The sequence below is a fragment of the Streptomyces sp. NPDC007088 genome, from assembly GCF_042869355.1.
Taxonomy (GTDB): domain Bacteria; phylum Actinomycetota; class Actinomycetes; order Streptomycetales; family Streptomycetaceae; genus Streptomyces.
The window spans coordinates 264,835-286,609 of record NZ_JBIAFO010000002.1; the positions used below are offsets into that span (position 1 = coordinate 264,835).

The following is a 21,775-nucleotide window of genomic DNA, read 5'->3' on the forward strand; positions in this document are numbered from 1 at the left end:
GTACCGGACCGGGCACGTGGCCGTGCCGCTCCCCGCCCCCGGCGCACCCATGCGCGGGGCGGTAGGCCCAGAAAAGAGATGGCGAGCATGACCGTGCAGACCCAACAGCCGGCCCCCGGTCCGGCGCAGGTCGTCAAGGAGTCCGGCGCCGGACCGGACCGGACGGGCGCCTCGGCACTGCGGCGCCGCAAGGGGATCACCCCCTATCTGCTGCTGCTTCCGGCAGTGCTGGCGACCGTGGTCTTCCTCGGCTGGCCGGTCGTCAAGAACGTGATGCTGTCGTTCCAGAACCTCAACATGAGGCAGTTCATCCAGCGCCTCACCGAGTGGAACGGCACCCACAACTACAAGGAGGTCCTCGGCAACGAGGACTTCTGGCGCGTGACCCTGCGCTCCCTGCTGTTCACCGCGACCAACGTCGTGCTGATCATGGTCCTGGGCGCGCTGGTCGGCCTCCTGCTGGCCCGCCTCGGCCGCCGGATGCGCACCCTGCTGTTGGTGGGGCTGGTCCTCGCCTGGGCCATGCCGGTCATCGCCGCGACCACCGTCTACCAGTGGCTGTTCGCCACCCGCTTCGGCGTCGTGAACTACGTCCTGGACAAGCTCGGCTTCCACTCGATGGCCGACTACAGCTGGACGGGGAGCCAGCTGTCGACCTTCTTCGTCGTCGTGGTCCTCATCGTCTGGCAGTCGATCCCCTTCGTGGCGATCAACCTGTACGCCGCGACCACGACCATCCCCAAGGAGCTGTACGAGGCCGCCTCCCTCGACGGCGCCGGGGTCTGGAAGTCCTTCCGGAACGTCACCTTCCCGTTCCTCAAGCCCTTCCTGCTCGCCACGACCTTCCTTGAGGTCATCTGGGTCTTCAAGGCCTTCGCGCAGGTCTTCGCCTTCAACGAGGGCGGCCCGGACCGGCTCACCGAGATCCTCCCGGTCTACGCCTACATCGAGGGCGTCGGCAACCAGCACTTCGGGATGGGCGCCGCGATCTCGGTGCTCACCATCCTCATCCTGCTGGGCATCACCTCGTACTACCTCCGGATCGTTCTGAAGCAAGGGGAGGACGAACTGTGAAGCGCTCATCGTTCGGCCGCATCTGGCCCAATGTCGTCGCCGTCCTCCTGTTCCTCGGCTTCGTCTTCCCCGTCTACTGGATGTTCTCGACGGCCTTCAAGCCGACCGGCGACATCATCAGCGAGTCCCCCGTCTGGTTCCCGACCGACGCCACCCTGGAGCACTTCAGGACCGCGCTCGGGGCGGACCACTTCTGGCGGCTGGTCGGCAACTCGCTGACCGTCACGGTCCTCGCCGTCGTCTTCTCGCTGATCCTCGCGCTCTCCGCCTCCTTCGCCCTGTCCCGGATGCGGTTCAAGGGCCGGCGCGGATTCGTCATCGGCTTCATGGTCGCCCAGATGGCGCCCTGGGAAGTCATGGTCATCGCGATCTACATGCTGGTGCGCGACGCGGACCTGCTCAACAGCCTGGTCCCGCTGACCCTGTTCTATCTGGTCATGATCCTGCCCTTCACGCTGCTGACGCTGCGCGGCTTCGTCGGCGCGATACCGGCCGAGCTGGAGGAGTCGGCCATGGTGGACGGCTGCACACGGCCCCAGGCCTTCCGCAAGATCATCCTGCCGCTGCTCGCCCCCGGGCTCATGTCCACCTCCATGTTCGGCTTCATCACCGCCTGGAACGAGTTCCCGCTGGTCCTGGTCCTCAACAAGGACCCCGAGGCGCAGACCCTCCCGCTGTGGCTCTCCCAGTTCCAGACCAACTTCGGGGACGACTGGGGGGCCACGATGGCGGCCTCCTCGATGTTCGCCGTGCCGATCCTGGTCCTCTTCGTCTTCCTCCAGCGCCGGGCCGTCTCCGGTCTCACCGACGGCGCCGTGAAGGGATAACCGCCCCATGACCACACTCACCCGACCCGCGGACACCCTGACCCGCGACGCCCTCACCGTGCTCCAGCCCGGGTTCACCGGGACCACCGCGCCCGACTGGCTGCTGCGCAGGATCGGCGAGGGACTCGCCTCCGTCGGCCTGTTCGGCCGCAACATCGCCGGGCCCGAGCAGCTCGCCGCGCTCACCGCCCAGCTGCGGGCCGAACGCGCGGACATCCTCGTCGCGATCGACGAGGAGGGCGGCGACGTCACACGCCTGGAGGTCGCGGAGGGCTCCTCCTTCCCCGGCAACCACGCCCTGGGCGCGGTCGACGACCCCGAGCTGACCTACGGGGTCGCCCGTGAGCTGGGCCGCCGGCTCGCCGAGTGCGGGGTCAACTTCAACTGGGCGCCCTCCGGGGACGTCAACTCCGACCCGGGCAACCCGGTCATCGGGGTGCGCTCCTTCGGCGCCGACCCGGCGCTGGTCTCCCGGCACACCGCCGCCTACGTCGAGGGGCTCCAGTCCGTCGGCGTCGCCGCCTGCACGAAGCACTTCCCCGGGCACGGCGACACCAACGTCGACTCGCACCTCGCGCTGCCCGCGATCGGCGCGCCCGCCGAACTGCTGCGCTCCCGTGAACTCGCCCCGTTCCTCGCGGCGATCGCGGCCGGCAGCCGCGCCCTGATGAGCGCCCACATCCTGGTGCCCGCCCTGGACCCGGAGCTGCCCGCGACCCTCAGCCGCCGCATCCTCACCGGGCTGCTGCGCGAGGAGCTGGGCTACACCGGGCTCATCGTGACCGACGGCATGGAGATGCAGGCCATCGCCTCGACATACGGCATCGAGCGCGGCAGCGTTCTCGCCGTCGCGGCCGGGGCCGACGCGATCTGCGTGGGCGGCGGACTCGCCGACGAGGCGACCGTGCTGTCCCTGCGCGACGCGCTCGTCGAGGCCGTGCGCGGTGGGGAGCTGTCCGAGGAGCGCCTGGCCGACGCCGCGGAGCGGGTGCGTGAACTCGCCCGCTGGACGAGCGCCGCGGCCCGCCCCGAACAGGCCCCGGCCCCGGAGATCGGTCTCGCGGCGGCCCGTCGCGCGGTGACCGTCACCCCCGCCGAGGGCTTCGCCCCGCTCACCGGGACCCCGTACACGGCCGTCTTCAACCCGGTCGCCAACATCGCGGTCGGCACCGAGACCCCGTGGGGGGTGGCCGGCGAACTGGCGCGGCTGCTCCCGGGCAGCGCGAGCGACACGTACGGAGCGGACGACGCGAGCGACGGACGGGCGCTGGCGGCCCGGGTGCTCGCGACGGCGGGGGAGCGGCGCGTGGTCGCCGTGGTCCGCGACGCGCACCGGCACACGTGGATGGCCGAGGCGCTGACCGCGCTGCTCGCCGCCCGTCCTGACACCGTTGTCGTCGAGATGGGCGTACCGCAGTCGGCCCCGGCCGGCGCCCCCTACCTCGCGACCCACGGCGCGGCCCGCGTGTGCGGGATCGCCGCGGCCGAGGTGCTCACCGGCGTACGCGCCTGAGAGCGGCCGGTCACGGGCCGGCCCACGACGAAGCGCGGGTGCCGGGTTCCCCACGGGGGGAGGAACCCGGCACCCGCGCTCCTGTCCGGCGCGGGGAGCGGTCTACAGCCCCTGCCAGTCCGGCTTCGCCGCCCAGGTCGCGCGGAAGTAGTCGGCGAGCTTGAGCTTGGAGGCCGCCGCCTCGTCCACGACGACCGTCGCGTGCGGGTGCAGCTGGAGCGCGGAGGCCGGGACCACGGCGGCCACCGGGCCCTCCACGGTCTGCGCGACCGCCTCGGCCTTGCCCTCGCCGGTGGCCAGCAGCACGAGGTGCCGGGCCTCCAGGATGGTGCCGATGCCCTGCGTGATGACGTGGTGCGGGACCTGCTCGATGTCGCCGCCGAAGAAGCGGGCGTTGTCCACCCGGGTCTGCTCGGTGAGCGTCTTGATCCGGGTGCGCGAGGCCAGCGAGGAGCACGGCTCGTTGAAGCCGATGTGCCCGTCGGTGCCGATGCCGAGGATCTGGAGGTCGACGCCGCCCGCGTCCCTGAGCGCCTGGTCGTAGGCGAGGCAGGCCGCCCGCACGTCCTCGGCGGAGCCGTCCGGCCCCAGGAAGGCGGCCGGGTCCAGGCCCAGCGGCTCCACGACCTCGCGCAGGACCGTGGAGCGGTAGGACTCGGGGTGCCCGGCCGGCAGGCCCACGTACTCGTCGAGCTGGCACACCCGGGCTCGCGAGACGTCGGCCGCGCCCGAGCGGACGAGACCGGTCAGGGCCTGGTAGACGGGCAGCGGGGTGGAGCCGGTGGCCACGCCGAGAAGCGCCTCGGGCTTGGCGCGCAACAGCTTCGCGATGGCGTCCGCGACGAGTGCGCCGCCCGCTGGGGCGTCCGGGACTATGACAACTTCCACGCTGGGCCTGCCGATCAGAGGAGTGACATGTGGTATAGACCAATTTAGCAGAGAGTGGCCTCCCTGCCGAGGGGCCTTCCGCCAGGTGGGACGGTGAGATCCCCCGCCCGCCCGCGCCCCCTCCCCTTCCAGCTAAACGCTCCCGCGACCCGAGGACCAGCCCACCCGGCCGAGGGCTCGGGTCGCCCCCCGGTCCGTCACGGAGCGATCACACCGAGCCGCCCGTGACGTCGATCCAGGCCCCCGTGACCCACCGGCTGTCGTCCGAGGCGAGGAAGGCCACGACGTCGGCGACGTCGGCCGGCTCGCCCACCCGGCCGAGGGCGGACAGGCCGGCGGCCTCGGCCCGCCCCTCGGCGGAGGCCAGGATTCCGGCCGTGTTGTCGGTCGCGATGATCCCCGGGGCCACCGCGTTGACCGTGATCCCGCGCGGGCCGACCGTGCGCGACAGATCCCGCGTGAAGACCTCCAGGGCGGCCTTCGTCATCGAGTACGTGACCAGATCCGGCATCACGGCGGAGTGGGTCAGTCCGGTCGAGACGTTCACGATCCGGCCCGTGTCCCGCATCCGGTCCAGGCCCAGGCGGGTCACGAAGAACGGCGCCCGGGTGTTCACCGCGAACAGTTTGTCGTAGTCCGCCTCGTCGATCTCCGCGTACGTGCCCGAGGTCCCGATCCCCGCGTTGTTGACCAGGATGTCCAGCTCCCCGGCCTCCCGGTCGAAGTTCTCCCACAGCCGCCGCGCGTCGCCGGGCGTGCCCAGCTCCGCGTGCACGAGGAAGGCGGAGCCGCCCGCCGCCCCGATCGCCGCGACCGTCTCCTTCGCCGAGGTCTTGTCGTGCCCGTAGTGCACCCCCACCCGGGCCCCCTCCCGGCCCAGCCGCTCGGCGATGCCCCGGCCGATGCCCCGGCCGCCCCCGGTCACCAGCGCGGTCCTGCCCACGAGCCTGCCCGTGTGAACGCCCATGACGCCGCCCCCTCCGTCCGCGGACGCACGGGTGTCCCGTGCCTCCGGTCAATGTGTAGCGGTCGCTACAGAAAGAGACCGTAGCCGCGCCCGGCCGATTTATCTAGTGACCGCTATAGAATCCCGTCATGGCCACCACCCAGCGCGGGCGCCCGCGCGCCTTCGACCGCGAACAGGCCCTCGAACGCGCCCTGCGCACCTTCTGGGAGCACGGCTACGAGGCCACCTCGGTCGCCGGGCTCACCCGCGCGATGGGCATCAGCCCGCCCAGCCTCTACGCCGCCTTCGGTGACAAGCGCGCCCTGTTCGAGGAGGTGCTGGAGGTCTACGGCCAGACCTACGGCGCCTTCACCGGCCGCGCCCTCGCCGAGGAGCCCACCGGCCGGGGAGCCGTCGCGCGCCTGCTGCGCGAGGCGGCCGCCGAGTACACCGTCGGCGGCCGGCCCGCGGGCTGCCTCGTCATCGCGGCGGCGGTCAACTGCACGAGCCCCGAGGTCGAGGAGGACCTGCGCGCGCGCCGCAAGGCGACGATCGCCCTCATCGAGCGCCGCGTACGGGAGGACGCCGACGCGGGACGCCTCGCGCCCGGGAGTGACCCCACCGTCCTCGCCCACTACATCGGGGCGGTGATCCAGGGGATGTCCCAGCAGGCCAGGGACGGGGCGAGCCGGTCCGTGCTGGAGGGGATCGCGGCGCTCGCGACGGCCGCCTGGCCGGCGGCTTCCTCCGGCGCCTGAGCCCGCGCCGCCCGCCCGCGCCCACGCCCGCCCCACCCCGGTGCGGTACGGCTCTTCCCAGCGGCAGCCCGGTGCGGGAGAGTGGTGCCACGGCCCCGTGCGCGGCCCCACCGGGAGACCGGGGCGCCCGTGCGGTGGCTCGTCCGGCCCGCGCATCCGGCCGCGCTCCCGGGCGTCCGCACCCCCGCACACGGAGGCCATGGACATCGAGAATGGTCTAGTCCAGAATGAGGACGAAGCTTCCGCCTCCCCCGCACAGGGGGGCGGACCGGAGGACCTGGCGCTCTCTGCCCTGACCGCGCCGGGCCCTCCACACCGGCCACCGGGCACCGCACACCCGGCGGCCTTCGACCCCCGGCTCCCGCACGAGTGGGGGGAAGCGACTCCGGGCCGCGGCGCCGGACGGGCTGAGGGTCCCGTCCCGGCTTCGCGGCCCGCGGGCTTCGCGGCCGTACGCGCACCGGCGGGACGCGGGACCGCGCCCCCGCCCAGCGTGTCCCGTACTCCCGTTCGGTCCGGGTACGCTCCCAGAGTGCCCTCCATGAACGACCTCGTACGCCAGCACACGGCCCTCAGCGACTCCGATCTCGAATGGCTGCACCTGCTGGTCTCGGAGTGGCAGCTGCTCTCCGACCTCTCCTTCGCCGACCTCGTCCTCTGGGTCCCCACCCGGGACGGGACGCGGTACGTCTCGGTGGCCCAGATGCGGCCCAACACGGGCCCCACCTCCTACCAGGACGACATGGTCGGCCACCTCGTGCCGCGCGGCCGGCGCCCCATGCTGGACGCCGCGCTCGACGAGGGCCGGATCGTGCGCGAGGGCGACCCCGAGTGGCGCGAGGAGGTCCCGGTCCGGGTCGAGTCCATCCCGGTGCGCCGCGAGGGCCGGGTCCTCGGCGTGATCGGGCGCAACACCAACCTGCTCACGGTGCGCACCCCGAGCCGGCTGGAGCTGAGCTACCTCCAGAGCGCCTCCGACCTCGCCCAGATGATCGCGGCCGGCTCCTTCCCCTTCCCCGACCAGCAGGTCGACATGGACGCCTCACCGCGCGTGGGCGACGGGCTGATCCGCCTCGACGCCGACGGGGTCGTCCAGTACGCCTCGCCGAACGCCCTGTCGGCCTACCACCGCCTCGGCCTCGCCGCCGACCTCGTCGGACTGCACCTCGGCCAGGCCACCGCCGAACTCGCCCCCTCCAAGGGCCCGGTGGACGAGGCGCTGGTCAAGCTCGCGAGCGGCTGGGCCCCCAGGGAGACCGAGGTCGAGGGCGGGGACGGCGTCATCCAGCTGCGCGCCATCCCGCTCAAACCCAAGGGCGTACGCATCGGTTCACTGGTCCTGCTGCGCGACGTGACGGAACTGCGCCGCCGCGAACGGGAGCTGATGACCAAGGACGCGACCATCCGGGAGATCCACCACCGGGTGAAGAACAACCTCCAGACCGTCGCCGCCCTGCTGCGCCTCCAGGCCCGCCGTATCGACTCCGAACGGGGCCGGGCCGGGCTGGAGGAGGCGGTGCGCCGGGTGGGCTCCATCGCGATCGTGCACGAGACGCTGTCCCAGAACCTGGACGAGCGCGTGGAGTTCGACGAGATCGCCGACCGGGTCCTGACGATGGTCGCGGAGATCTCCCCGGGCGCCGTCAGCGGCCGGCGCACCGGACGCTTCGGGATACTGGCCGCCGAGGTCGCGACCCCGCTGTCGATGGTGCTCACCGAGATCATTCAGAACGCCCTGGAGCACGGCTTCGGCCCCGGGGACACCGGCGCCGTCGAGGTCTCCGCGGTACGCGGCGGCGGCAGCCGGGAGAGCAGGCTGCTGATCACCGTGCAGGACGACGGGGTGGGCCTGCCCGAGGGCTTCGACCCGCACCGCTCGGGCAACCTCGGCCTCCAGATCGTCCGCACCCTGGTCGAGGGCGAACTCGGCGGCGGCTTCGACATGCAGCCGGCCCCGGGAGGCGGCACCCGCGTCGTGCTCGACATCCCCGTGGACCAGGACAAGTAGGCGACGGGGGAGGGGCGTTCACCCCCTCCCCGGCTGTTCCTCCCCGTCCGCACGCGGACAGCGCAAAGGCCCGGACCGGTCGTCAGTGACCGGTCCGGGCCTTTGTGTTCACATCGTTTTATGGGTACCGCTGTCGCGATGCTCGGGGAACATCGACGGGTGCTGCGCGCTGCGGCTCGGGGGCGGGTAGTGCGTACACGCTGTACGCGCCGCCAAGCTTCAGGCTCGTCGGGGCACTCAGGCGGTCGCGTTGCGCGCCCGGTTGCGAGCGGCGCGGCGCTTCATTGCGCGGCGCTCGTCCTCGCTGAGGCCACCCCAGACGCCGGAGTCCTGGCCGGACTCAAGCGCCCACTGCAGGCACTGCTCGATTACCGGGCAGCGACGGCAGACGGCCTTGGCTTCCTCGATCTGCAGCAGGGCAGGACCGGTGTTGCCGATGGGGAAGAAGAGCTCGGGGTCTTCCTCGCGGCAAACGGCGTTGTGACGCCAGTCCATGGCTGCTACCTCTCCTTGGTATTACATGCACGTTGCTTGTGAATGTGAACGCTTTCACGAATCCCCCCGCAAGGGAAGGGCCGACGAACCAGTTGCCTGGTGTGGTCCTGAAGGTGAGGAGGGGTTCTGGCTCTCCGTGGGGGCCACTGTGTGGGCCGTCCCGATCGCCATGTAGAGATTCGCAAACCTCGGCGCGGGATACAACCCCTTCCGGAAAGTTTTTTTTGATTCCTCGGTGTCGACTAGGTCACAGCCGTACTTCTATGGGGTGGATCGTGCTCTAAACGTTCGAGTGAAAGGACTTTCGCCGCTTCCACTCACACAATCACACGCAGTGCACGGCGTACGCCTGTGAACGTCACGCTCGTACGGAGCCCCAGATGGTCACCGTCCATCTGGAAAGGCAGGGGGACCTTCGAATGCAAGGTGAAGTCCGTGAGGTCGTGGAGCGATACCGCATGCTTACCGTGTGGCCCGCGATCGGGACTTGATGCCAGCAACTGGGTCCCGTATTTCGCGACCGCCGCCGTGGACAGCCGGCTCAGCCCCAGCACGTCGAGACCCGTGTCGAAGGAGGCGTCCGGGGAGGCGTAGAGCGGTCTGTTGCCCAGGTAGGTCCACGGAGAGGTGTTGCAGACTATCGACAGCACGAGATCCGTCACCGGGTCCTCGCCCGCCCGCTCCAGCGTGATCCGGCCGCTGCGACGGTGCGGTTCGTCCACGAACTGGCGCAGCAACTGGCGTACGTACAGTGCGTGCGTCGAGCGCTTCCCCCGCTCCCGCTTCTGTTCGACCCGGCCCACCACGCCCGCGTCGAAGCCGAGGCCCGCGTTGAAGGTGAACCAGCGGGGCGGTACCGCCTCGTCCTCGCTGCCCGGCGTCCCGGAGGCCAGCCCCAGCCCCACCGTGCGCTCACTGCGCTCGTGCAGCGCGTGCAGGATCGCCCCGGTCGCCTCGACCGCGTCGTTGGGCAGGCCCAGGGCCCGCGCGAAGACGTTGGTGGAACCGCCGGGCACCACCGCGAGGCCCGGCAAAGTCGCCGGATCGGGTCCACGGTGCAGCAGCCCGTTGACCACCTCGTTGACGGTGCCGTCGCCGCCCAGCGCCACGACCAGATCGATGTCCTTCGCCTCGGCGGCCTGCCGCCCGAGGTCCCGGCCGTGTCCCCGGTACTCGGTCGTCACCGCCTCCAGCTTCATCTCGCTGGCCAGCGCGTGGATCAGCACGTCACGCGTGCGCGCACTGGTGGTGGTAGCCGCCGGATTGACCACGAGAAGAGCACGCATGAAAGGCAGGGTACCCAGCGGTAGCCCGCCCACGGGGCCGAGGTGACCCGACTGACACCGAAGGGGGCCCGGGGACACCCGGCGGAGCCCCTGCGGCCCCCCGGGCTACCCTGCTGAGGTGAGTACTGAGCCGACCCCCACCTCCGAGGCCGGGCCGCGCCCCACGCGGCTGACCGTGGCCGCGCTGCTGTCCGCGCTGGAGGGCGCGGCGCTCCTCGCCGGCGGGCTCTACATGCTGGTGCGCGGACTCGCCGACAGCTCGGGGGACCGCGAGGGAGCCCTCACCGGCGGGGTGACCCTCCTGGCCCTGGCCGCCATCCCGCTGATCGCCGCCCGCGGTCTGTGGCTGCGCCGCCGCTGGAGCCGCGGTCCCGCCATGATCACGCAGATCATGGCGCTGCCGGTGGCCTGGACGCTGCTCCAGGCCGACAGCGTCCTGATCCCCGGCGGGATCGCGCTGGCCGCGGCCGCGGTCGCGGGCCTCGTGTGCCTCGTCAACCGGGCGACGACCGAGGCGCTCGGCATCCGGGCCCCCGGCGACACCGCCTGAGCCGCGCGGCCCGGCCTGCGCCCCCTCGTCCGTTCCTCGCCTATTCCTCGCCTATTCCTCGACGAGGAGCCGGTCGCGGAGCTGCGCGAGCGTACGGGCCAGCAGCCGGGACACGTGCATCTGCGAGATCCCGACCTCCTGCGCGATCTGCGACTGCGTCATGTTCCCGAAGAAGCGCAACAGCAGAATCCGTTTTTCACGGGGCGGCAGATCCTCCAGCAGAGGCTTGAGGGACTCGCGGTACTCGACGCCCTCCAGCGCCTCGTCCTCCGCGCCCAGCGTGTCCGCCACCGCCGGGGACTCGTCGTCGGTGTCCGGGACGTCCAGGGACAGCGTGCTGTACGCGTTCGCCGACTCCAGCCCCTCCAGGACCTCCTCCTCGGAGATCGCGAGGCGCTCCGCCAGCTCGTGCACCGTCGGTGAACGCCCGTGCAACTGCGACAGTTCGGCCGTCGCCGAGGTCAGCGACAGCCGCAGCTCCTGGAGCCGGCGCGGCACCCGCACCGCCCAGCCCTTGTCCCGGAAATGCCGCTTGATCTCGCCGACCACCGTGGGCGTGGCGTACGTGGAGAACTCGACGCCCCGCTCCGGGTCGAAGCGGTCCACCGACTTGATCAGCCCGATCGTCGCGACCTGCGTGAGGTCGTCGAGCGGCTCCCCGCGGTTGCGGAAGCGCCGGGCCAGGTGTTCGACCAGCGGCAGGTGCATACGCACCAGCCGGTTGCGCAACTCCGCGTACTCGGCCGAGTCGGCCGGAAGCTTCCGCAACTCCACGAAGAGCGCCCGCGCCCCGCTGCGGTCCGCCGGCTCCTGCCGTCCAGGGTGCTGGTGCTCACTCATCCGTCCCGCCCGCTCCACCGCGTCCGTGGGGCTCGGAAGGCCCCGTCGCTCGTTCCCCCGTCGCCGGCGGTCAGGACCGGGCGGCTCCCCGGGCCCCGGCGCCCCGGGGCCCGGGGAAGCCTCGGCCCCGGGGGCCCGCTCCGCCGGCGGATGCCGCCTGGCCTGCTGCGGCAGACCGGCCGGCCGTACCGCCGGTCCCCCCTCGCTGCCGCCGGGACGACCCCATGCGTCACGCTCTTCGTCGCGCACCGGCCCGCCCTCGTTCCTCATACCGGACCGGGTCCGGCACCGCGTTGTTTGTAGAGGCAGATGGAGACGGTGTTGTCCTCGGCGACCGTGGACTCCACCTTTCCCGCGAGAGCCGAGAGCACCGTCCACGCGAAGGTGTCCCGCTCGGGCGCCCGGCCGTCCGTGGTCGGGGCGGACACGGTCACCTCCAGCGCGTCGTCGATGAGCCGGAAGACACAGCTCAGTACGGAGCCGGACACCGCCTGCTGGAGGAGGATCGCGCACGCCTCGTCGACCGCGATCCGCAGGTCCTCGATCTCGTCGAGGGTGAAGTCCAAACGCGCCGCGAGGCCGGCCGTCGCCGTCCGCAGCACCGACAGGTAGGCACCCGCAGCCGGCAGCCGGACTTCCACGAAGTCCTCGGTCCCGGGCTCGCCTGCGATAGGGGACACCCTCACCTCCAAGGTGGTACAAGCTCTTTCGGGCCCCGGAGGAAACCCCCCGGGACACGCGCCACGTCGTTCAGCGGTGACGCTACCGCGCACCCCCACCCGCTGTCCCGGGGACCCCCGGCCCTCACGTCACCCGCGGTCAGGACCCGGACGCGGACAGTGGCCCGGAATCGGGACGCCTCGGCGTACCGAAGACCCGGCGCCGGGGTGACGTACCCACAGCTCAGACGATCGAACCGTCGACATAGCACCAACGCCAGCCCTCACCCGGTTCGAAGGACCGCATCACGGCGTGTCCCGACTCCTTGAAGTGCGCCGTCGCGTGCTGGTGCGGGGAGGAGTCGCAGCAGTTCACCTGCCCGCAGACCAGGCATTTGCGCAGCTGCACGGGATGGCTGCCCACCTTCTGGCATTCGAGGCAGGTGTCACTCAACGGCTCCGGCTCGGGGTGCGGCAGTTCGTGCAGGTGCGGGCAGTCCTTCATGATTGCCAGACTACGACGCTTCCGGGGGAAGGGAACGGCATCCGCCATGGACGCTCTGCCACTGCTGCTGCTGATCGCGGGCAGCGCCGCCGTGGCCGGGGCCGCGCGGCGCACCCCCGTGCCCGCCCCGCTTCTCCTGGTCACCGTGGGGCTCGCCGTGTCCTACGTACCGGGGCTGCACTACAGCCTGGACCCCGAGGTCGTCCTCCCGCTGCTGCTGCCGCCCCTGCTGTACACGGCGGCCGCCGACAGCTCGTACCTCGATTTGCGGGCCCAGGCGCGGGCCATCGGACTGCTGTCCGTCGGCTACGTCCTGTTCGCGACGCTCGCGGTCGGCTGGGTCGCCTATCTCCTGGTGCCCGAACTGCCGCTCACCGCGGCGCTCGTCCTCGGCGCGGTCGTCGCCCCGCCCGACGCGGTCGCCGCGACCGCCGTCGCCCGCCGCGTGGGACTGCCCTCCCGCATCACGACCATCCTCCAGGGCGAGTCCCTGGTGAACGACGCGACCGCGATCACCGCCTTCAAGGTCGCCGTGGCCGCCGCGATCGGTGAGGGCGCGAGCTGGAGCGGCGCGGTCGGCGAGTTCCTGCTCGCCGCCTTCGGCGGGGTCGGTGTGGGACTGCTCCTCATGGTCCCCCTGCACTGGCTGCGCACCCACCTGCGCGAGTCCCTGCTCCAGAACACGCTGTCCCTGCTCACCCCGTTCTTCGCGTACGCCGTCGCCGAACAGGTGCACGCCTCCGGGGTGCTCGCCGTGGTCGTCGTCGCGCTCTACCTCGCGCACCGCTCCTGGCAGGTGGACTTCGCCACCCGGCTCCAGGAGGACGCGGTGTGGCGGATGGTCGCCTTCATCCTGGAGTCCACCGTCTTCGCCCTCATCGGCCTCCAGCTGCCCGTCGTCATGGAAGGGCTCGCGCCCTACGACAGCCCCGTCGTCGTCTGGTACGCGCTGGCCCTCTTCCTCGCGGTGGTCCTCGCCCGCTTCGTCTGGGTCTACCCCGGGACCTTCCTGCCCCGTGTCCTCTCGGCGCGCGTCCGCCGCAGGGAGCCCCAGCCCACCTGGAAACAGCCCTTCGTCATCGGCTGGGCCGGGATGCGCGGCGTCGTCTCGCTCGCCGTCGCCTTCTCGATCCCGCACGAGACGCACGACGGGACGCCCTTCCCCGGGCGCAACCTGATCCTCTTCCTGACCTTCACGACCGTCATCGGCACCCTCGTCGTGCAGGGCCTCTCGCTGCCCCCGCTGATCCGGCTCCTGCACCTGCCCAAGCGCGACACCTACCGGGACACCCTGATAGAGGCACAGGCGCAGAGCGAGGCGTCCCGGGCCGCCGAGGAGCACCTGGAGCACGCGCTCGCCACCGACCGCGACTTCCTGCCCGGCCCCCTCGCCGACCGGCTGCGCACCGTCCTGGAGCGCCGCAGGAACGCCCCCTGGGAGCGTCTGGGCGCCGTCAACGAGGAGACCGGCGAGAGCGCCGACGACACCTACCGGCGGCTGGCCCGCGAGGTGATCGCGGCGGAACGCCAGGTCTTCGTCGAACTGCGCGACCGCCGCCGCATCGACGACGAGATGCTCCGTACGCTGCTGCGCCGGCTGGACCTGGAGGAGGCGGCCGCGATCCGGGAGGACGGGCCGGTGTGAGTCGCGCCGGCCCCGAGCCGTGGCGGCCCGCGGGCGGATGCCGCTCGCGGGCTCAGCCCCCGGATCCGGTGCCCGCCCCCGGCTCCGGGGCGCCCGTGACGACGGCGGCCACGCTCGTGCCCGGGGCGAAGGCCCCCTCGGCGGCCAGGCGGGTCAGGGCGTACAGGAGTTTGGCGACGTAGCGGCGCTCCACGGCGAGCCCGTGCCGGTCCTCGAAGTCCTGTGCGAAGCTCTCCAGCGCCGCGGGGACCCGGCCGTAGCCGCCCCCGTGGAAGCGCTCGTCCAGACTCCAGCGGCCGGTCCTGCGCCCGAAGGCCGCGCGTTGCAGCGCCTCGATCTCGCCCTCAAGGAAACCGCCGCGCAGCACGGGGACGCCGAGCGTGGCGCCCCCGGTGAACCCGGCCGCGAGCCCGGCCAGGGTGCCGCCCGTCCCGCAGGCGACGGCGACGAGATCGGCCCGCCCCGCCAGTTCCCGGCCCAGTTCGGCGCAGCCCCGGACGGCCGCCGCGTTGCTCCCGCCCTCCGGCACGACGTACGGCCGCTCGACCCGCGCGGCGGCCAGGAGCGAGTCGAGGACCTCCGGCTCGGTCTTGCGGCGGTACGCCGAGCGGTCCACGAAGTGCAGCCGCATCCCGTCCGCGAGACACCGCTCCAGCGAGGGGTTGGGCGGACGCGAGGCCAGTTCCTGCCCGCGTACGAGGCCGACGGTGGGCAGGCCGAGCAGCCGGCCCGCCGCCGCCGTGGCCCGCAGGTGGTTCGAGTAGGCGCCGCCGAAGGTCACGAGGGTGTGCCCGGCGGCCCCCGCCAGGTTCGGCACGAGTTTGCGCCACTTGTTCCCCGGGATCTCGGTGTGCACCAGATCGTCCCGCTTCAGCAGCAACCGCACCCCGTACGCGGAGAACCGGGAATCCGCCACCTCCTGAAGAGGCGAGGGCAGCCGCGGCCGTCCCAGCGGGCCGGCGAGAGCCGCGGCGGTGGATATCGGGCCGTGGTCGGCGTCTTGGGGCATACGGCCATTGTCGGGTGCGCTGGGCGGCGGCGCGGGGCGGGGGAGGGCCGCACGGGGCGAAACCGATGGAGCGCCGGGGCCGCCCTCCCCACGGTGGCGTGACTCGGCCGGCGAGGACGAGGGCCTGCCGGGCCACCCGCGGGCCGACGACACCCACCGGTCGCCGGGCGAGGTGGCGGACGAGGCCGTGCGGCACTTCGGCTCGCGGCGCGGGGCGGGGGCCGCACGGGAGCCCCCGGGCGGGGCGGCGTCCGCCTCCGCCCGGGACGCCCTCGGCTCAGCCGTGCAGGAAGCCGTCCCCGTGGGTGGCGGCGTGCGCCTCGACGGCCGCCAGGGCGCGCTGGGTGGCGGCCGGGTCACCGCTTCCGTGGCGCTCCGCGTAGTAGGCGGCGCCGAGCTTCTTCAGCAGGTCCGCGCCGGTCCGCTGGGTCTGCACCTCGTCGTACTTCTGTTTGCCCTGGGCGAGCCCACGCTGTGCCTGTTCCTTCGCCCGGTCGAGAAAGCCGGCCATGGGTCTCCTTCGTCGCGTTCGCTTCGATGTGTCCGTTTCCGGATGTGTCCAGTCCAACGGTCGCCCACAGCGGCGAGTTCCCGGCCGGCGACGCCCGCGGGCGGGGTCCGGCGGGCGTGCGTCAGTCGGCCGGGATTCCGGCGGCGGGGGCGGGCTCCCCCTCCAGCAGACCGAGGCGGCCGATGAGATAGCCCGCCTGGAGGCGGTTGCGGGCGCCGAGCCGGTGGAGCAGTTCGGAGATGTGGCGCTGGCAGGTCCGCTGCGAGATGCCGAGGCGCCGCGCGATCACGCCGACCTCCAGCCCCTCCACGAGCAGCCGCATGATCGACTGCTTCACCGCGTCCGAGCCCTCGACCACCTGTTGCCGCTCGTAGCGGGCGGGGAAGGGGTGGCTCTCCGACCAGGCCCGCTCGTACGCCTGGACGGCGAAGTACACGACGTGCGGATCGCGTACCAGGAGCGCCCCGTCGGTGTCGTCCCGCAGCGAGATGAGGGCGGTCTCACGGTCGAAGACGAGCAGCCGCATGAAGGCGTCGTCCACCGTGTGCACCTGCGCCCCCAGACCGGTGACGAAGCGGACGAAGTCCACCGTCACCGGGCTGAACTGGGCCGAGCGCTGGTACAGCGTCCGCATCGCGATCCCGCGCCGCAGCATCTCCTCGGTCCGGCTGCGCGACTCCTGCAACTGCTCCTGGGGGCGCGGCCCGCCCGGCTGCGAGGTGAGTACCTCCTGCCGGGCCTGCGCGGAGAGTTCGGTGATCGTGCGCTGCACCGACTCCAGGTTCACCAGCAGCTCGACGGGCCCCTCGCCGCCCGCGCCCTGCCGGGGGCCGGGCCCGAGCGCGGCAAGCACCGAGGTGAGCCGTCCGAGCTGCTGCTGGCCCTCGGCGAGGGTGCTCTGGAGGGTGCGGCTGATCCGCAGCAGGGCGTTGGCCGGCCCGGCCGCGTACAGACGCCGGTCCCCGGTGATCGAGGAGTGCTCCAGCAGCCCGAGGGCGAGCAGTTCCCCCGCCGCCCGGTCGAAGGACTCCGGGCTCAGGCCGAGGTTCCCCCGCAGCTCCTCCCAGGAGGTTCCTGGCGCGGCGAGCGTCGCGCAGTAGAGCGAAACGGTGTCCGCACCACGCGGTGACACCTCTTCGGGCTGTGCATTCAGACCGTTACGCACCCTATCCACCCCTCCTGAATGTGCCACGGGCCTATAGGAGCCCTGACAGGCGGTGATCCTGCGGTTCCGCCGTGTCAAAGTAATGCCGCGCGACAGTGCAGAGGAGCTTTCCCTGGGGGGAAACATGCTTGTCAAGAACGTCATGGACGCTTTCCGGCCAGCTTCCGCCGGGGTACTGCCCACCGGCCGCGGCGCGTTCAGGACCGTTCCTCGCGGATGTCCGGTGGCCTGGGGGGCCACCGGTGCCGACGGCCCCGGGTTCACCGGCAGCGGTGACCTCGGCTGGGGCTGACAGGTCCGGACGGCCCCGGCCGTTCCCAAGGATTCCCGTTCCCGACCGGGACCGGGTACGCCCGAACAAGGAGAGGCAGGTGATTCCCATGTCGATCAAGATGACGACCGTGACGGCCAGCGTGGCCGGCGTCGGCGCCGAGGGCTGAATGCCCCGGTGAGACGAGCGTCGCGACCGGCGAGCGCCCCAACTGCCCGCCGGTCGCGGCCCGGGACCTCCGGGGCCGGTGCCACGGCACCCCGCCGCGCGAGGCCGGCGGCCCTTGCCCGGCCGCCTGGCGCGCGGAGCCAAGTTTCCAGTATCTCACAGGAGTTGTCGTGTCCCTTCCCGACGGGGTCCGGCCCCAGCTCAAGCACATGAACGCCGTCTACGGCTCCGGAGAGAACGTCCTGATCAACGGGTTCGGCGAGGTCACGACGGTCCACGACCCGACCGGCGCCGTACGCCGCCTCCTGGCCCTCCTCGACGGCAGCCGCACCGTCCCCGAGACGCACCGGGACCTCGTCGCCGAGTTCCCCGAGGTGACCGAGGAGGACGTACGCGCGGCCGTGTCCGAGTTCGACGCCGCCGGCTTCCTCATCGACGCGGCCGTCTCGCCCGAGGGCGTCCTCGACGCGTACGAACAGAAGCGCTGGGAACGCAACATCAACTTCTTCGGGTCCTACGCCCGCCTCGGCGACGACAAGTACGCGATGCAGCGCCGGCTGCGCGACTGCCGGGTGACCCTGCTCGGGCTCGGCGGACTCGGCTCCCACCTCCTGTTCGACATGGCGGCGGTCGGTATCGGCCATATCCGCGCCGTCGAGTTCGACCGGGTCGAACTCTCCAACCTGAACCGGCAGATCCTCTACCGCGAGAGCGACGTGGGGCAGCCCAAGCTCGCCCGCGCCGTCGAGCGCATCAAGGAGTTCAACTCCCGCCTCGACATCGAACCCGTCGAGAAGCGGCTCGGATCGGTCGAGGACGTCTCCGCCGTCGTCGAGGGCGCCGATGTCGTGGTGTGCGTCGCGGACCGGCCCAAGACGGAGATCATCCCCTGGGTCAACGAGGCGTGCGTACGCGCCTCGGTCCCCTTCACCACCGGCGGGCTCGACACCCAGCGCTCCATCTACTACACGGTGCTGCCCGGACAGACCGGCTGCGTGGCCTGCTGGCGCCGGCACGTCTTCGAGACCGACGCGACCTCCAAGGCCCTGCTCAGCGAGAAGACCGAACGGCAGATCGGCGGGGACAACGCGGCCTTCGGGCCCCTCGTCACCATGACGACCGGTTTCCTGCTCGGCGAGGTCGTCCGCCTCGCGACCGGCGTCGCCCCGCCCGTCGCGACCGACCGCCTCATGGAACTGCGCTTCGCGGACTACGCGACGACCGCCGTCGAGCACTGGAAGCGGCTTGAGGACTGCGAGGTGTGCGGCACGCCGGTGAGCGCGCCGCGCCCGGTGGCCGTACCCTCCTGAGTCGAGGGCGCCCGTACCCGGAAACCGGTACCGAGACCGGTCAACTCCGGCGTACCGGCGCCCTCTTCATGTACAGGCCACCAGAACGACCGTACGAATGGGCTGATATGGGCAAGCGCTACCACCTCCTGCTGGGCGCCTACGTGACCTCGTCGCTCGGCAACTGGGTCTACCGGATCACCCTGCCGCTTCTCGTCCTGCACCAGACCGGCTCCGCGCTCAGCACCAGCCTCGTCTACGTCGTCGAGTACCTGCCCTTCCTGCTGCTCTCGCTGCCCGGCGGCGTGTGGGCCGACCGCTTCGACCGGCGGCGCATCCTCGTCGGCGGGGACCTCGCCGCCGCGGCCGTCGCGGGCGTCCTCGCCGTGCTCGTCATCGCCGACGTCCACTCCCTCGGCGTGATCCTCGTCGTCGCCCTCGTGCTCGGCTGCGTCGAGCCCGTCTACCACCCGGCCTTCCAGAGCTTCCTGCCCGAGATCCTGCCCAAGGACAAACTCGCCCAGGGCAACGGGCGGCTTCAGTCCGGCGACAACATCATGGGCATGGTCGGCCCCGTCATCGCCGGTGGCGCCATCGCGGTCCTCGGCTACGAGGCCACCATCACCTTCAACGCGCTCTCCTACCTCGTGTCGGCCGGCGCCATCCTCCTGATCGGCGACAGCGGCGGGCAACGCGCCCCGCGCACCGGCAAGCGGCCCACCTTCCGCCAGGACCTCGCCGAGGCCGGGCAGTACATCTTCCGCCGCAACCGGCTGCTGCTGGCCGGCTCGCTCCTGTTCACCGGGACCAACTTCGCGACCTGGATCGTGCAGGCCAACTTCGTCTTCTACCTGACGAGCTACCGCCACCTCAGCCCCTCCCAGATCGGCGGCGTCCTCGCCTGCCAGGGGGCCGGTGCCGTCCTCGGCGCCGCCGTCGCCGGACGCCTCAACAAGCGCTTCGAGGCCGGGCGCATCATCATCTGCACGACCGCCGCCGCCGGTTGCCTCACCCTCGTCCTCGTACCGCTGCGGGAGACCGTGGTCATCGGCCTGCTGTGGGGCCTCGTCTTCGCGTGCGCCTCCGTCAACATGGTCTCGTGGTTCACCCTGCGCCAGCGGATCGTCCCCGGACACCTGCTGGGACGGGTCGTCGCCGCCACGCGGATGCTCGCCTTCACCTCCATCCCGGTCGCCGCGCTCGTCGGCGGGTTCATGGAGAGCGCCCTGCACAACGTCTACCTGATCATCGCCCTGAGCGGGGTCGTACGGCTCCTCCTCGCGGTCTTCGCCTGGTTCACCCCGATGCGCGGACCCGCCCCCACGAGCCCCGCCGAGGCCGAGCGCGCCGAGCCCGCGGGCCCGGCCGCCCCGCCCGTGGAGCAGACCTCGTGAGCCCGGACGGGATCGAGGTCTGCCTCGTCGGGGCCGGACCCCGCGGGCTGTCCGTCCTGGAGCGGCTGTGCGCCCGGCTCCGCCGCGCGCCCGCCGCCACCTCGGTCCTCGTCCACCTCGTCGACCCCGCCGAGCCCGGCGCGGGAGCCGTGTGGCGCACCGACCAGTCGCGCCACCTCCTCATGAACACCGTCGCCGCCCAGATCACCGTCTGGACGGACGCGAGCGTCACCCTCGAAGGACCCGTCGAACCGGGCCCCTCCCTGTGGGAGTGGGCCCGCGAACCCGTACCGCCCGGCACCGAGGACGATCCGGCCGCGCGCGCCGAGGCCGCCGCGCTCGGCCCCGACACGTACCCCACCCGCGCCCTGTACGGCCACTACCTGCGCCACGCCCTCGACCGCGTCCTGGAGCGGGCCCCCGCCCAGGTCACCGTCCGCCGCCACCGCACCCGCGCCCTGGCCATGCCGCCCGCCGGGGACGAGGCCCCGCAGGAGGTCCTGCTCGCCGACGGCACCCGCCTCACCGGGCTGCACGCCGTCGTCCTCGCCCAGGGCCACGTCCCGGCCCTGCCCACCCCGGCCGAACGGCGCACCGCCGCCCTCGCCGCCGCCCACGGACTGCTCCACATCGCGCCCGCCAACCCCGCCGACCTCGACCTGCGCGCCGTCCACCCCGGCCGGCCGGTCCTGCTGCGCGGTCTCGGCCTGGCCTTCTTCGACCTGCTCGCCCTCCTCACCGAGGGCCGCGGCGGCACCTACCACCGCACCGGCGACCGCCTGGTCTACCGGCCCTCCGGCGAGGAACCCGTGCTCTGGGGCACCTCCCGGCGCGGCATCCCGTACCACGCGCGCGGCGCCAACGAGAAGGGCCCGCACGGGCGCCACCAGCCCCTGCTGCTCACCCCCGACCGCATCGCCGCCCTGCGCGAACGCGCCGCGCGCGGCGAACGCGTCGGCTTCCGCGCCGACATCTGGCCGCTCGTCTCGAAGGAAGTCCGCACCGTCTACTACGCGGCCCTCCTCGCCGAGCGCGGCCATGCCGCCCCGCGTGCGGAGTTCACCGCCGCCTTCCTCGCCGCGGGCCCCGCCGAGGAGGAACGGCTCCTCGACGCCCTGGGCATACCCCCCGGCGACCGCTGGGACTGGGCCCGGCTCGCCGCCCCCGCCCACGGCCTCGCCTTCCCCGACCGCGAGTCCTTCCGCCGGTGGCTCCTCGGCCACCTGCGCCGCGACATCGCCGCCGCCCGCGCGGGCAACGTCCACGGCCCGCTCAAGGCCGCCCTCGACGTCCTGCGCGACCTGCGCAACGAGATACGCCTGGCCGTCGACCACGCGGGCATCGACGGCGACAGCTACCACGCCGATCTCGACGGCTGGTACACCCCGCTCAACGCCTATCTCTCCATCGGCCCGCCCCTCTCCCGGATCGAGGAGGCGCACGCCCTCGTCGAGGCCGGCGTCCTCCATCTGGTCGGCCCCGACCCGCGCGTCGGACTCGACACCCGCACCCCCGCCTTCACCGCGGCCTCCGCCCACGTCCCCGGCCCCGTCGTCCGCGCCGACGTCCTCATCGAGGCCCGGCTGCCCACCCCCGACGTACGCCGCACCGCCGACCCGCTCCTGCGCGACCTCCTCGACACCGGGCAGGCCGCCGCGTACCGCATCCCCCGCGCCACCGGCGGCAGTTACGAGACCGGCGGGCTCGCCGTCACCGCGCGCCCCAACCGCCTGATCGACCGCACGGGCCACGCCCAAGCCCGCCGCTTCGCGTACGGTGTGCCCACCGAGGCCGTCCACTGGGCGACCGCCGCGGGCATCCGCCCCGGCGTGGACTCGGTGACCCTCGGCGACTCCGACGCCATCGCCCGCGCGGTCCTCGCCCTGCCCCACCTCCCCACCCCCGTGCCCGCGCCCGACGCCGGGCACCCCGCCCTGACCGTCCCCCGCGAGGTGACCGCGTGACCACCGAAGA

At 72.5% G+C, this 21,775-nt stretch carries 20 protein-coding genes; 10 read left to right on the forward strand and 10 right to left on the reverse strand.

All coding sequences use genetic code 11. From position 1 onward, the window contains the following. Nucleotides 1-87: 87 nt before the first annotated feature. The 3 genes from ACFYMP_RS04275 to ACFYMP_RS04285 are packed head-to-tail and all read left to right on the forward strand — an operon-like array spanning nucleotide 88 to nucleotide 3,414. Nucleotides 88-1,074 (forward strand): carbohydrate ABC transporter permease, encoded by a 987-nt coding sequence (locus ACFYMP_RS04275; RefSeq protein WP_388850238.1) that lies wholly within the window; start codon nucleotides 88-90, stop codon nucleotides 1,072-1,074. Further along, the gene (locus ACFYMP_RS04280; RefSeq protein WP_388850241.1) at nucleotides 1,071-1,901 is read left to right on the forward strand and encodes a carbohydrate ABC transporter permease; all 831 of its coding nucleotides are present in this window, start codon (nucleotides 1,071-1,073) and stop codon (nucleotides 1,899-1,901) included. The genes ACFYMP_RS04275 and ACFYMP_RS04280 overlap by 4 nt, the downstream gene beginning before the upstream one ends. A 7-nt stretch (nucleotides 1,902-1,908) precedes the next feature. After that, nucleotides 1,909-3,414, forward strand: coding sequence for a glycoside hydrolase family 3 protein (locus tag ACFYMP_RS04285; RefSeq protein WP_388850244.1), 1,506 nt, complete (start codon nucleotides 1,909-1,911; stop codon nucleotides 3,412-3,414). A 102-nt stretch (nucleotides 3,415-3,516) separates the two neighbouring features. Here the strand turns inward: ACFYMP_RS04285 and nagB are convergent, their stop codons facing one another. Continuing rightward, nucleotides 3,517-4,302: a glucosamine-6-phosphate deaminase gene (gene nagB, locus ACFYMP_RS04290; RefSeq protein ID WP_388850247.1), complete on the reverse strand. Its 786-nt coding sequence runs from the start codon at nucleotides 4,300-4,302 to the stop codon at nucleotides 3,517-3,519. A gap of 208 nt (nucleotides 4,303-4,510) precedes the next feature. Further along, on the reverse strand, nucleotides 4,511-5,269 hold the full coding sequence (locus ACFYMP_RS04295) for an SDR family oxidoreductase (RefSeq protein ID WP_388850250.1): 759 nt from the start codon (nucleotides 5,267-5,269) through the stop codon (nucleotides 4,511-4,513). 128 nt (nucleotides 5,270-5,397) lie between these two features. On the opposite strand from ACFYMP_RS04295, the gene ACFYMP_RS04300 reads away from it, so the two are divergent. Continuing rightward, nucleotides 5,398-6,006: a TetR/AcrR family transcriptional regulator gene (locus ACFYMP_RS04300; RefSeq protein ID WP_388850253.1), complete on the forward strand. Its 609-nt coding sequence runs from the start codon at nucleotides 5,398-5,400 to the stop codon at nucleotides 6,004-6,006. Nucleotides 6,007-6,547: 541 nt separating this feature from the next. Beyond that, nucleotides 6,548-8,014, forward strand: coding sequence for a PAS domain-containing sensor histidine kinase (locus ACFYMP_RS04305; protein ID WP_388850256.1), 1,467 nt, complete (start codon nucleotides 6,548-6,550; stop codon nucleotides 8,012-8,014). 237 nt (nucleotides 8,015-8,251) lie between these two features. On the opposite strand, the gene ACFYMP_RS04310 is transcribed toward ACFYMP_RS04305, so the two are convergent. Together ACFYMP_RS04310 and ACFYMP_RS04315 are read right to left on the reverse strand one after the other, a co-directional pair. Further along, a complete protein-coding gene (locus ACFYMP_RS04310; RefSeq protein WP_008745686.1) occupies nucleotides 8,252-8,509 on the reverse strand; it encodes a WhiB family transcriptional regulator in 258 nt (85 codons plus the stop codon). Nucleotides 8,510-8,826: 317 nt separating this feature from the next. Continuing rightward, on the reverse strand, nucleotides 8,827-9,795 hold the full coding sequence (locus tag ACFYMP_RS04315; protein ID WP_388850259.1) for a diacylglycerol/lipid kinase family protein: 969 nt from the start codon (nucleotides 9,793-9,795) through the stop codon (nucleotides 8,827-8,829). A 118-nt stretch (nucleotides 9,796-9,913) separates the two neighbouring features. Between ACFYMP_RS04315 and ACFYMP_RS04320 the strand changes: the two genes are divergently transcribed. After that, nucleotides 9,914-10,345, forward strand: a complete 432-nt coding sequence (locus tag ACFYMP_RS04320) for a hypothetical protein (RefSeq protein WP_388850262.1) — start codon at nucleotides 9,914-9,916, stop codon at nucleotides 10,343-10,345. A gap of 51 nt (nucleotides 10,346-10,396) precedes the next feature. On the opposite strand, the gene ACFYMP_RS04325 is transcribed toward ACFYMP_RS04320, so the two are convergent. From ACFYMP_RS04325 to ACFYMP_RS04335, 3 genes are all read right to left on the reverse strand, one after another. Further along, nucleotides 10,397-11,455 (reverse strand): RNA polymerase sigma factor SigF, encoded by a 1,059-nt coding sequence (locus tag ACFYMP_RS04325; protein WP_388850265.1) that lies wholly within the window; start codon nucleotides 11,453-11,455, stop codon nucleotides 10,397-10,399. Next, nucleotides 11,452-11,865 carry an anti-sigma regulatory factor gene (locus ACFYMP_RS04330; RefSeq protein ID WP_388850268.1) on the reverse strand — a complete coding sequence of 138 codons (414 nt, stop codon included), beginning with the start codon at nucleotides 11,863-11,865 and terminating at the stop codon, nucleotides 11,452-11,454. The genes ACFYMP_RS04325 and ACFYMP_RS04330 overlap by 4 nt, the downstream gene beginning before the upstream one ends. A 223-nt stretch (nucleotides 11,866-12,088) precedes the next feature. After that, a complete protein-coding gene (locus ACFYMP_RS04335; protein ID WP_388850271.1) occupies nucleotides 12,089-12,349 on the reverse strand; it encodes a UBP-type zinc finger domain-containing protein in 261 nt (86 codons plus the stop codon). A 46-nt stretch (nucleotides 12,350-12,395) separates the two neighbouring features. Here ACFYMP_RS04335 and ACFYMP_RS04340 point away from each other — a divergent pair, with 46 nt between their 5' ends. Beyond that, complete coding sequence (locus tag ACFYMP_RS04340; RefSeq protein ID WP_388850274.1) at nucleotides 12,396-13,994, forward strand: Na+/H+ antiporter; 1,599 nt, start codon at nucleotides 12,396-12,398, stop codon at nucleotides 13,992-13,994. 52 nt (nucleotides 13,995-14,046) lie between these two features. Here ACFYMP_RS04340 and ACFYMP_RS04345 read toward each other — a convergent pair whose 3' ends face one another. The 3 genes from ACFYMP_RS04345 to ACFYMP_RS04355 all read right to left on the reverse strand — a co-directional run bounded on the left by ACFYMP_RS04345 (nucleotide 14,047) and on the right by ACFYMP_RS04355 (nucleotide 16,679). After that, on the reverse strand, nucleotides 14,047-15,003 hold the full coding sequence (locus ACFYMP_RS04345) for a 1-aminocyclopropane-1-carboxylate deaminase/D-cysteine desulfhydrase (protein WP_388850277.1): 957 nt from the start codon (nucleotides 15,001-15,003) through the stop codon (nucleotides 14,047-14,049). A gap of 277 nt (nucleotides 15,004-15,280) precedes the next feature. After that, entirely contained in the window at nucleotides 15,281-15,514 is a 234-nt protein-coding gene (locus ACFYMP_RS04350) for a hypothetical protein (protein WP_388850280.1), read from the reverse strand. 121 nt (nucleotides 15,515-15,635) lie between these two features. Continuing rightward, entirely contained in the window at nucleotides 15,636-16,679 is a 1,044-nt protein-coding gene (locus ACFYMP_RS04355; RefSeq protein WP_388850283.1) for a response regulator transcription factor, read from the reverse strand. Nucleotides 16,680-17,288: 609 nt separating this feature from the next. Between ACFYMP_RS04355 and ACFYMP_RS04360 the strand changes: the two genes are divergently transcribed. The 3 genes from ACFYMP_RS04360 to ACFYMP_RS04370 all read left to right on the forward strand — a co-directional run bounded on the left by ACFYMP_RS04360 (nucleotide 17,289) and on the right by ACFYMP_RS04370 (nucleotide 21,765). Beyond that, a complete protein-coding gene (locus tag ACFYMP_RS04360) occupies nucleotides 17,289-18,428 on the forward strand; it encodes a HesA/MoeB/ThiF family protein (RefSeq protein WP_388850286.1) in 1,140 nt (379 codons plus the stop codon). 107 nt (nucleotides 18,429-18,535) lie between these two features. Beyond that, nucleotides 18,536-19,801, forward strand: coding sequence for an MFS transporter (locus ACFYMP_RS04365; RefSeq protein WP_388850289.1), 1,266 nt, complete (start codon nucleotides 18,536-18,538; stop codon nucleotides 19,799-19,801). Continuing rightward, entirely contained in the window at nucleotides 19,798-21,765 is a 1,968-nt protein-coding gene (locus tag ACFYMP_RS04370; RefSeq protein ID WP_388850292.1) for an FAD/NAD(P)-binding protein, read from the forward strand. Before ACFYMP_RS04365 ends, ACFYMP_RS04370 begins: the two co-directional genes overlap by 4 nt. The last annotated feature ends 10 nt before the right edge of the window (nucleotides 21,766-21,775 follow it).

What these genes read in the sequence shown, in the direction of transcription:
- ACFYMP_RS04300 (WP_388850253.1), top strand. Translation starts at nt 5,398, where the DNA reads ATGGCCACCACCCAGCGCGGGCGCCCGCGCGCCTTCGACCGCGAACAG.
- ACFYMP_RS04345 (WP_388850277.1), bottom strand. Translation starts at nt 15,003, where the DNA reads ATGCCCCAAGACGCCGACCACGGCCCGATATCCACCGCCGCGGCTCTC.
- ACFYMP_RS04365 (WP_388850289.1), top strand. Translation starts at nt 18,536, where the DNA reads ATGGGCAAGCGCTACCACCTCCTGCTGGGCGCCTACGTGACCTCGTCG.
- ACFYMP_RS04340 (WP_388850274.1), top strand. Translation starts at nt 12,396, where the DNA reads ATGGACGCTCTGCCACTGCTGCTGCTGATCGCGGGCAGCGCCGCCGTG.
- ACFYMP_RS04310 (WP_008745686.1), bottom strand. Translation starts at nt 8,509, where the DNA reads ATGGACTGGCGTCACAACGCCGTTTGCCGCGAGGAAGACCCCGAGCTC.
- ACFYMP_RS04335 (WP_388850271.1), bottom strand. Translation starts at nt 12,349, where the DNA reads ATGAAGGACTGCCCGCACCTGCACGAACTGCCGCACCCCGAGCCGGAG.
- ACFYMP_RS04275 (WP_388850238.1), top strand. Translation starts at nt 88, where the DNA reads ATGACCGTGCAGACCCAACAGCCGGCCCCCGGTCCGGCGCAGGTCGTC.
- ACFYMP_RS04285 (WP_388850244.1), top strand. Translation starts at nt 1,909, where the DNA reads ATGACCACACTCACCCGACCCGCGGACACCCTGACCCGCGACGCCCTC.
- ACFYMP_RS04325 (WP_388850265.1), bottom strand. Translation starts at nt 11,455, where the DNA reads ATGAGGAACGAGGGCGGGCCGGTGCGCGACGAAGAGCGTGACGCATGG.
- ACFYMP_RS04305 (WP_388850256.1), top strand. Translation starts at nt 6,548, where the DNA reads ATGAACGACCTCGTACGCCAGCACACGGCCCTCAGCGACTCCGATCTC.
- ACFYMP_RS04350 (WP_388850280.1), bottom strand. Translation starts at nt 15,514, where the DNA reads ATGGCCGGCTTTCTCGACCGGGCGAAGGAACAGGCACAGCGTGGGCTC.
- ACFYMP_RS04295 (WP_388850250.1), bottom strand. Translation starts at nt 5,269, where the DNA reads ATGGGCGTTCACACGGGCAGGCTCGTGGGCAGGACCGCGCTGGTGACC.
- ACFYMP_RS04315 (WP_388850259.1), bottom strand. Translation starts at nt 9,795, where the DNA reads ATGCGTGCTCTTCTCGTGGTCAATCCGGCGGCTACCACCACCAGTGCG.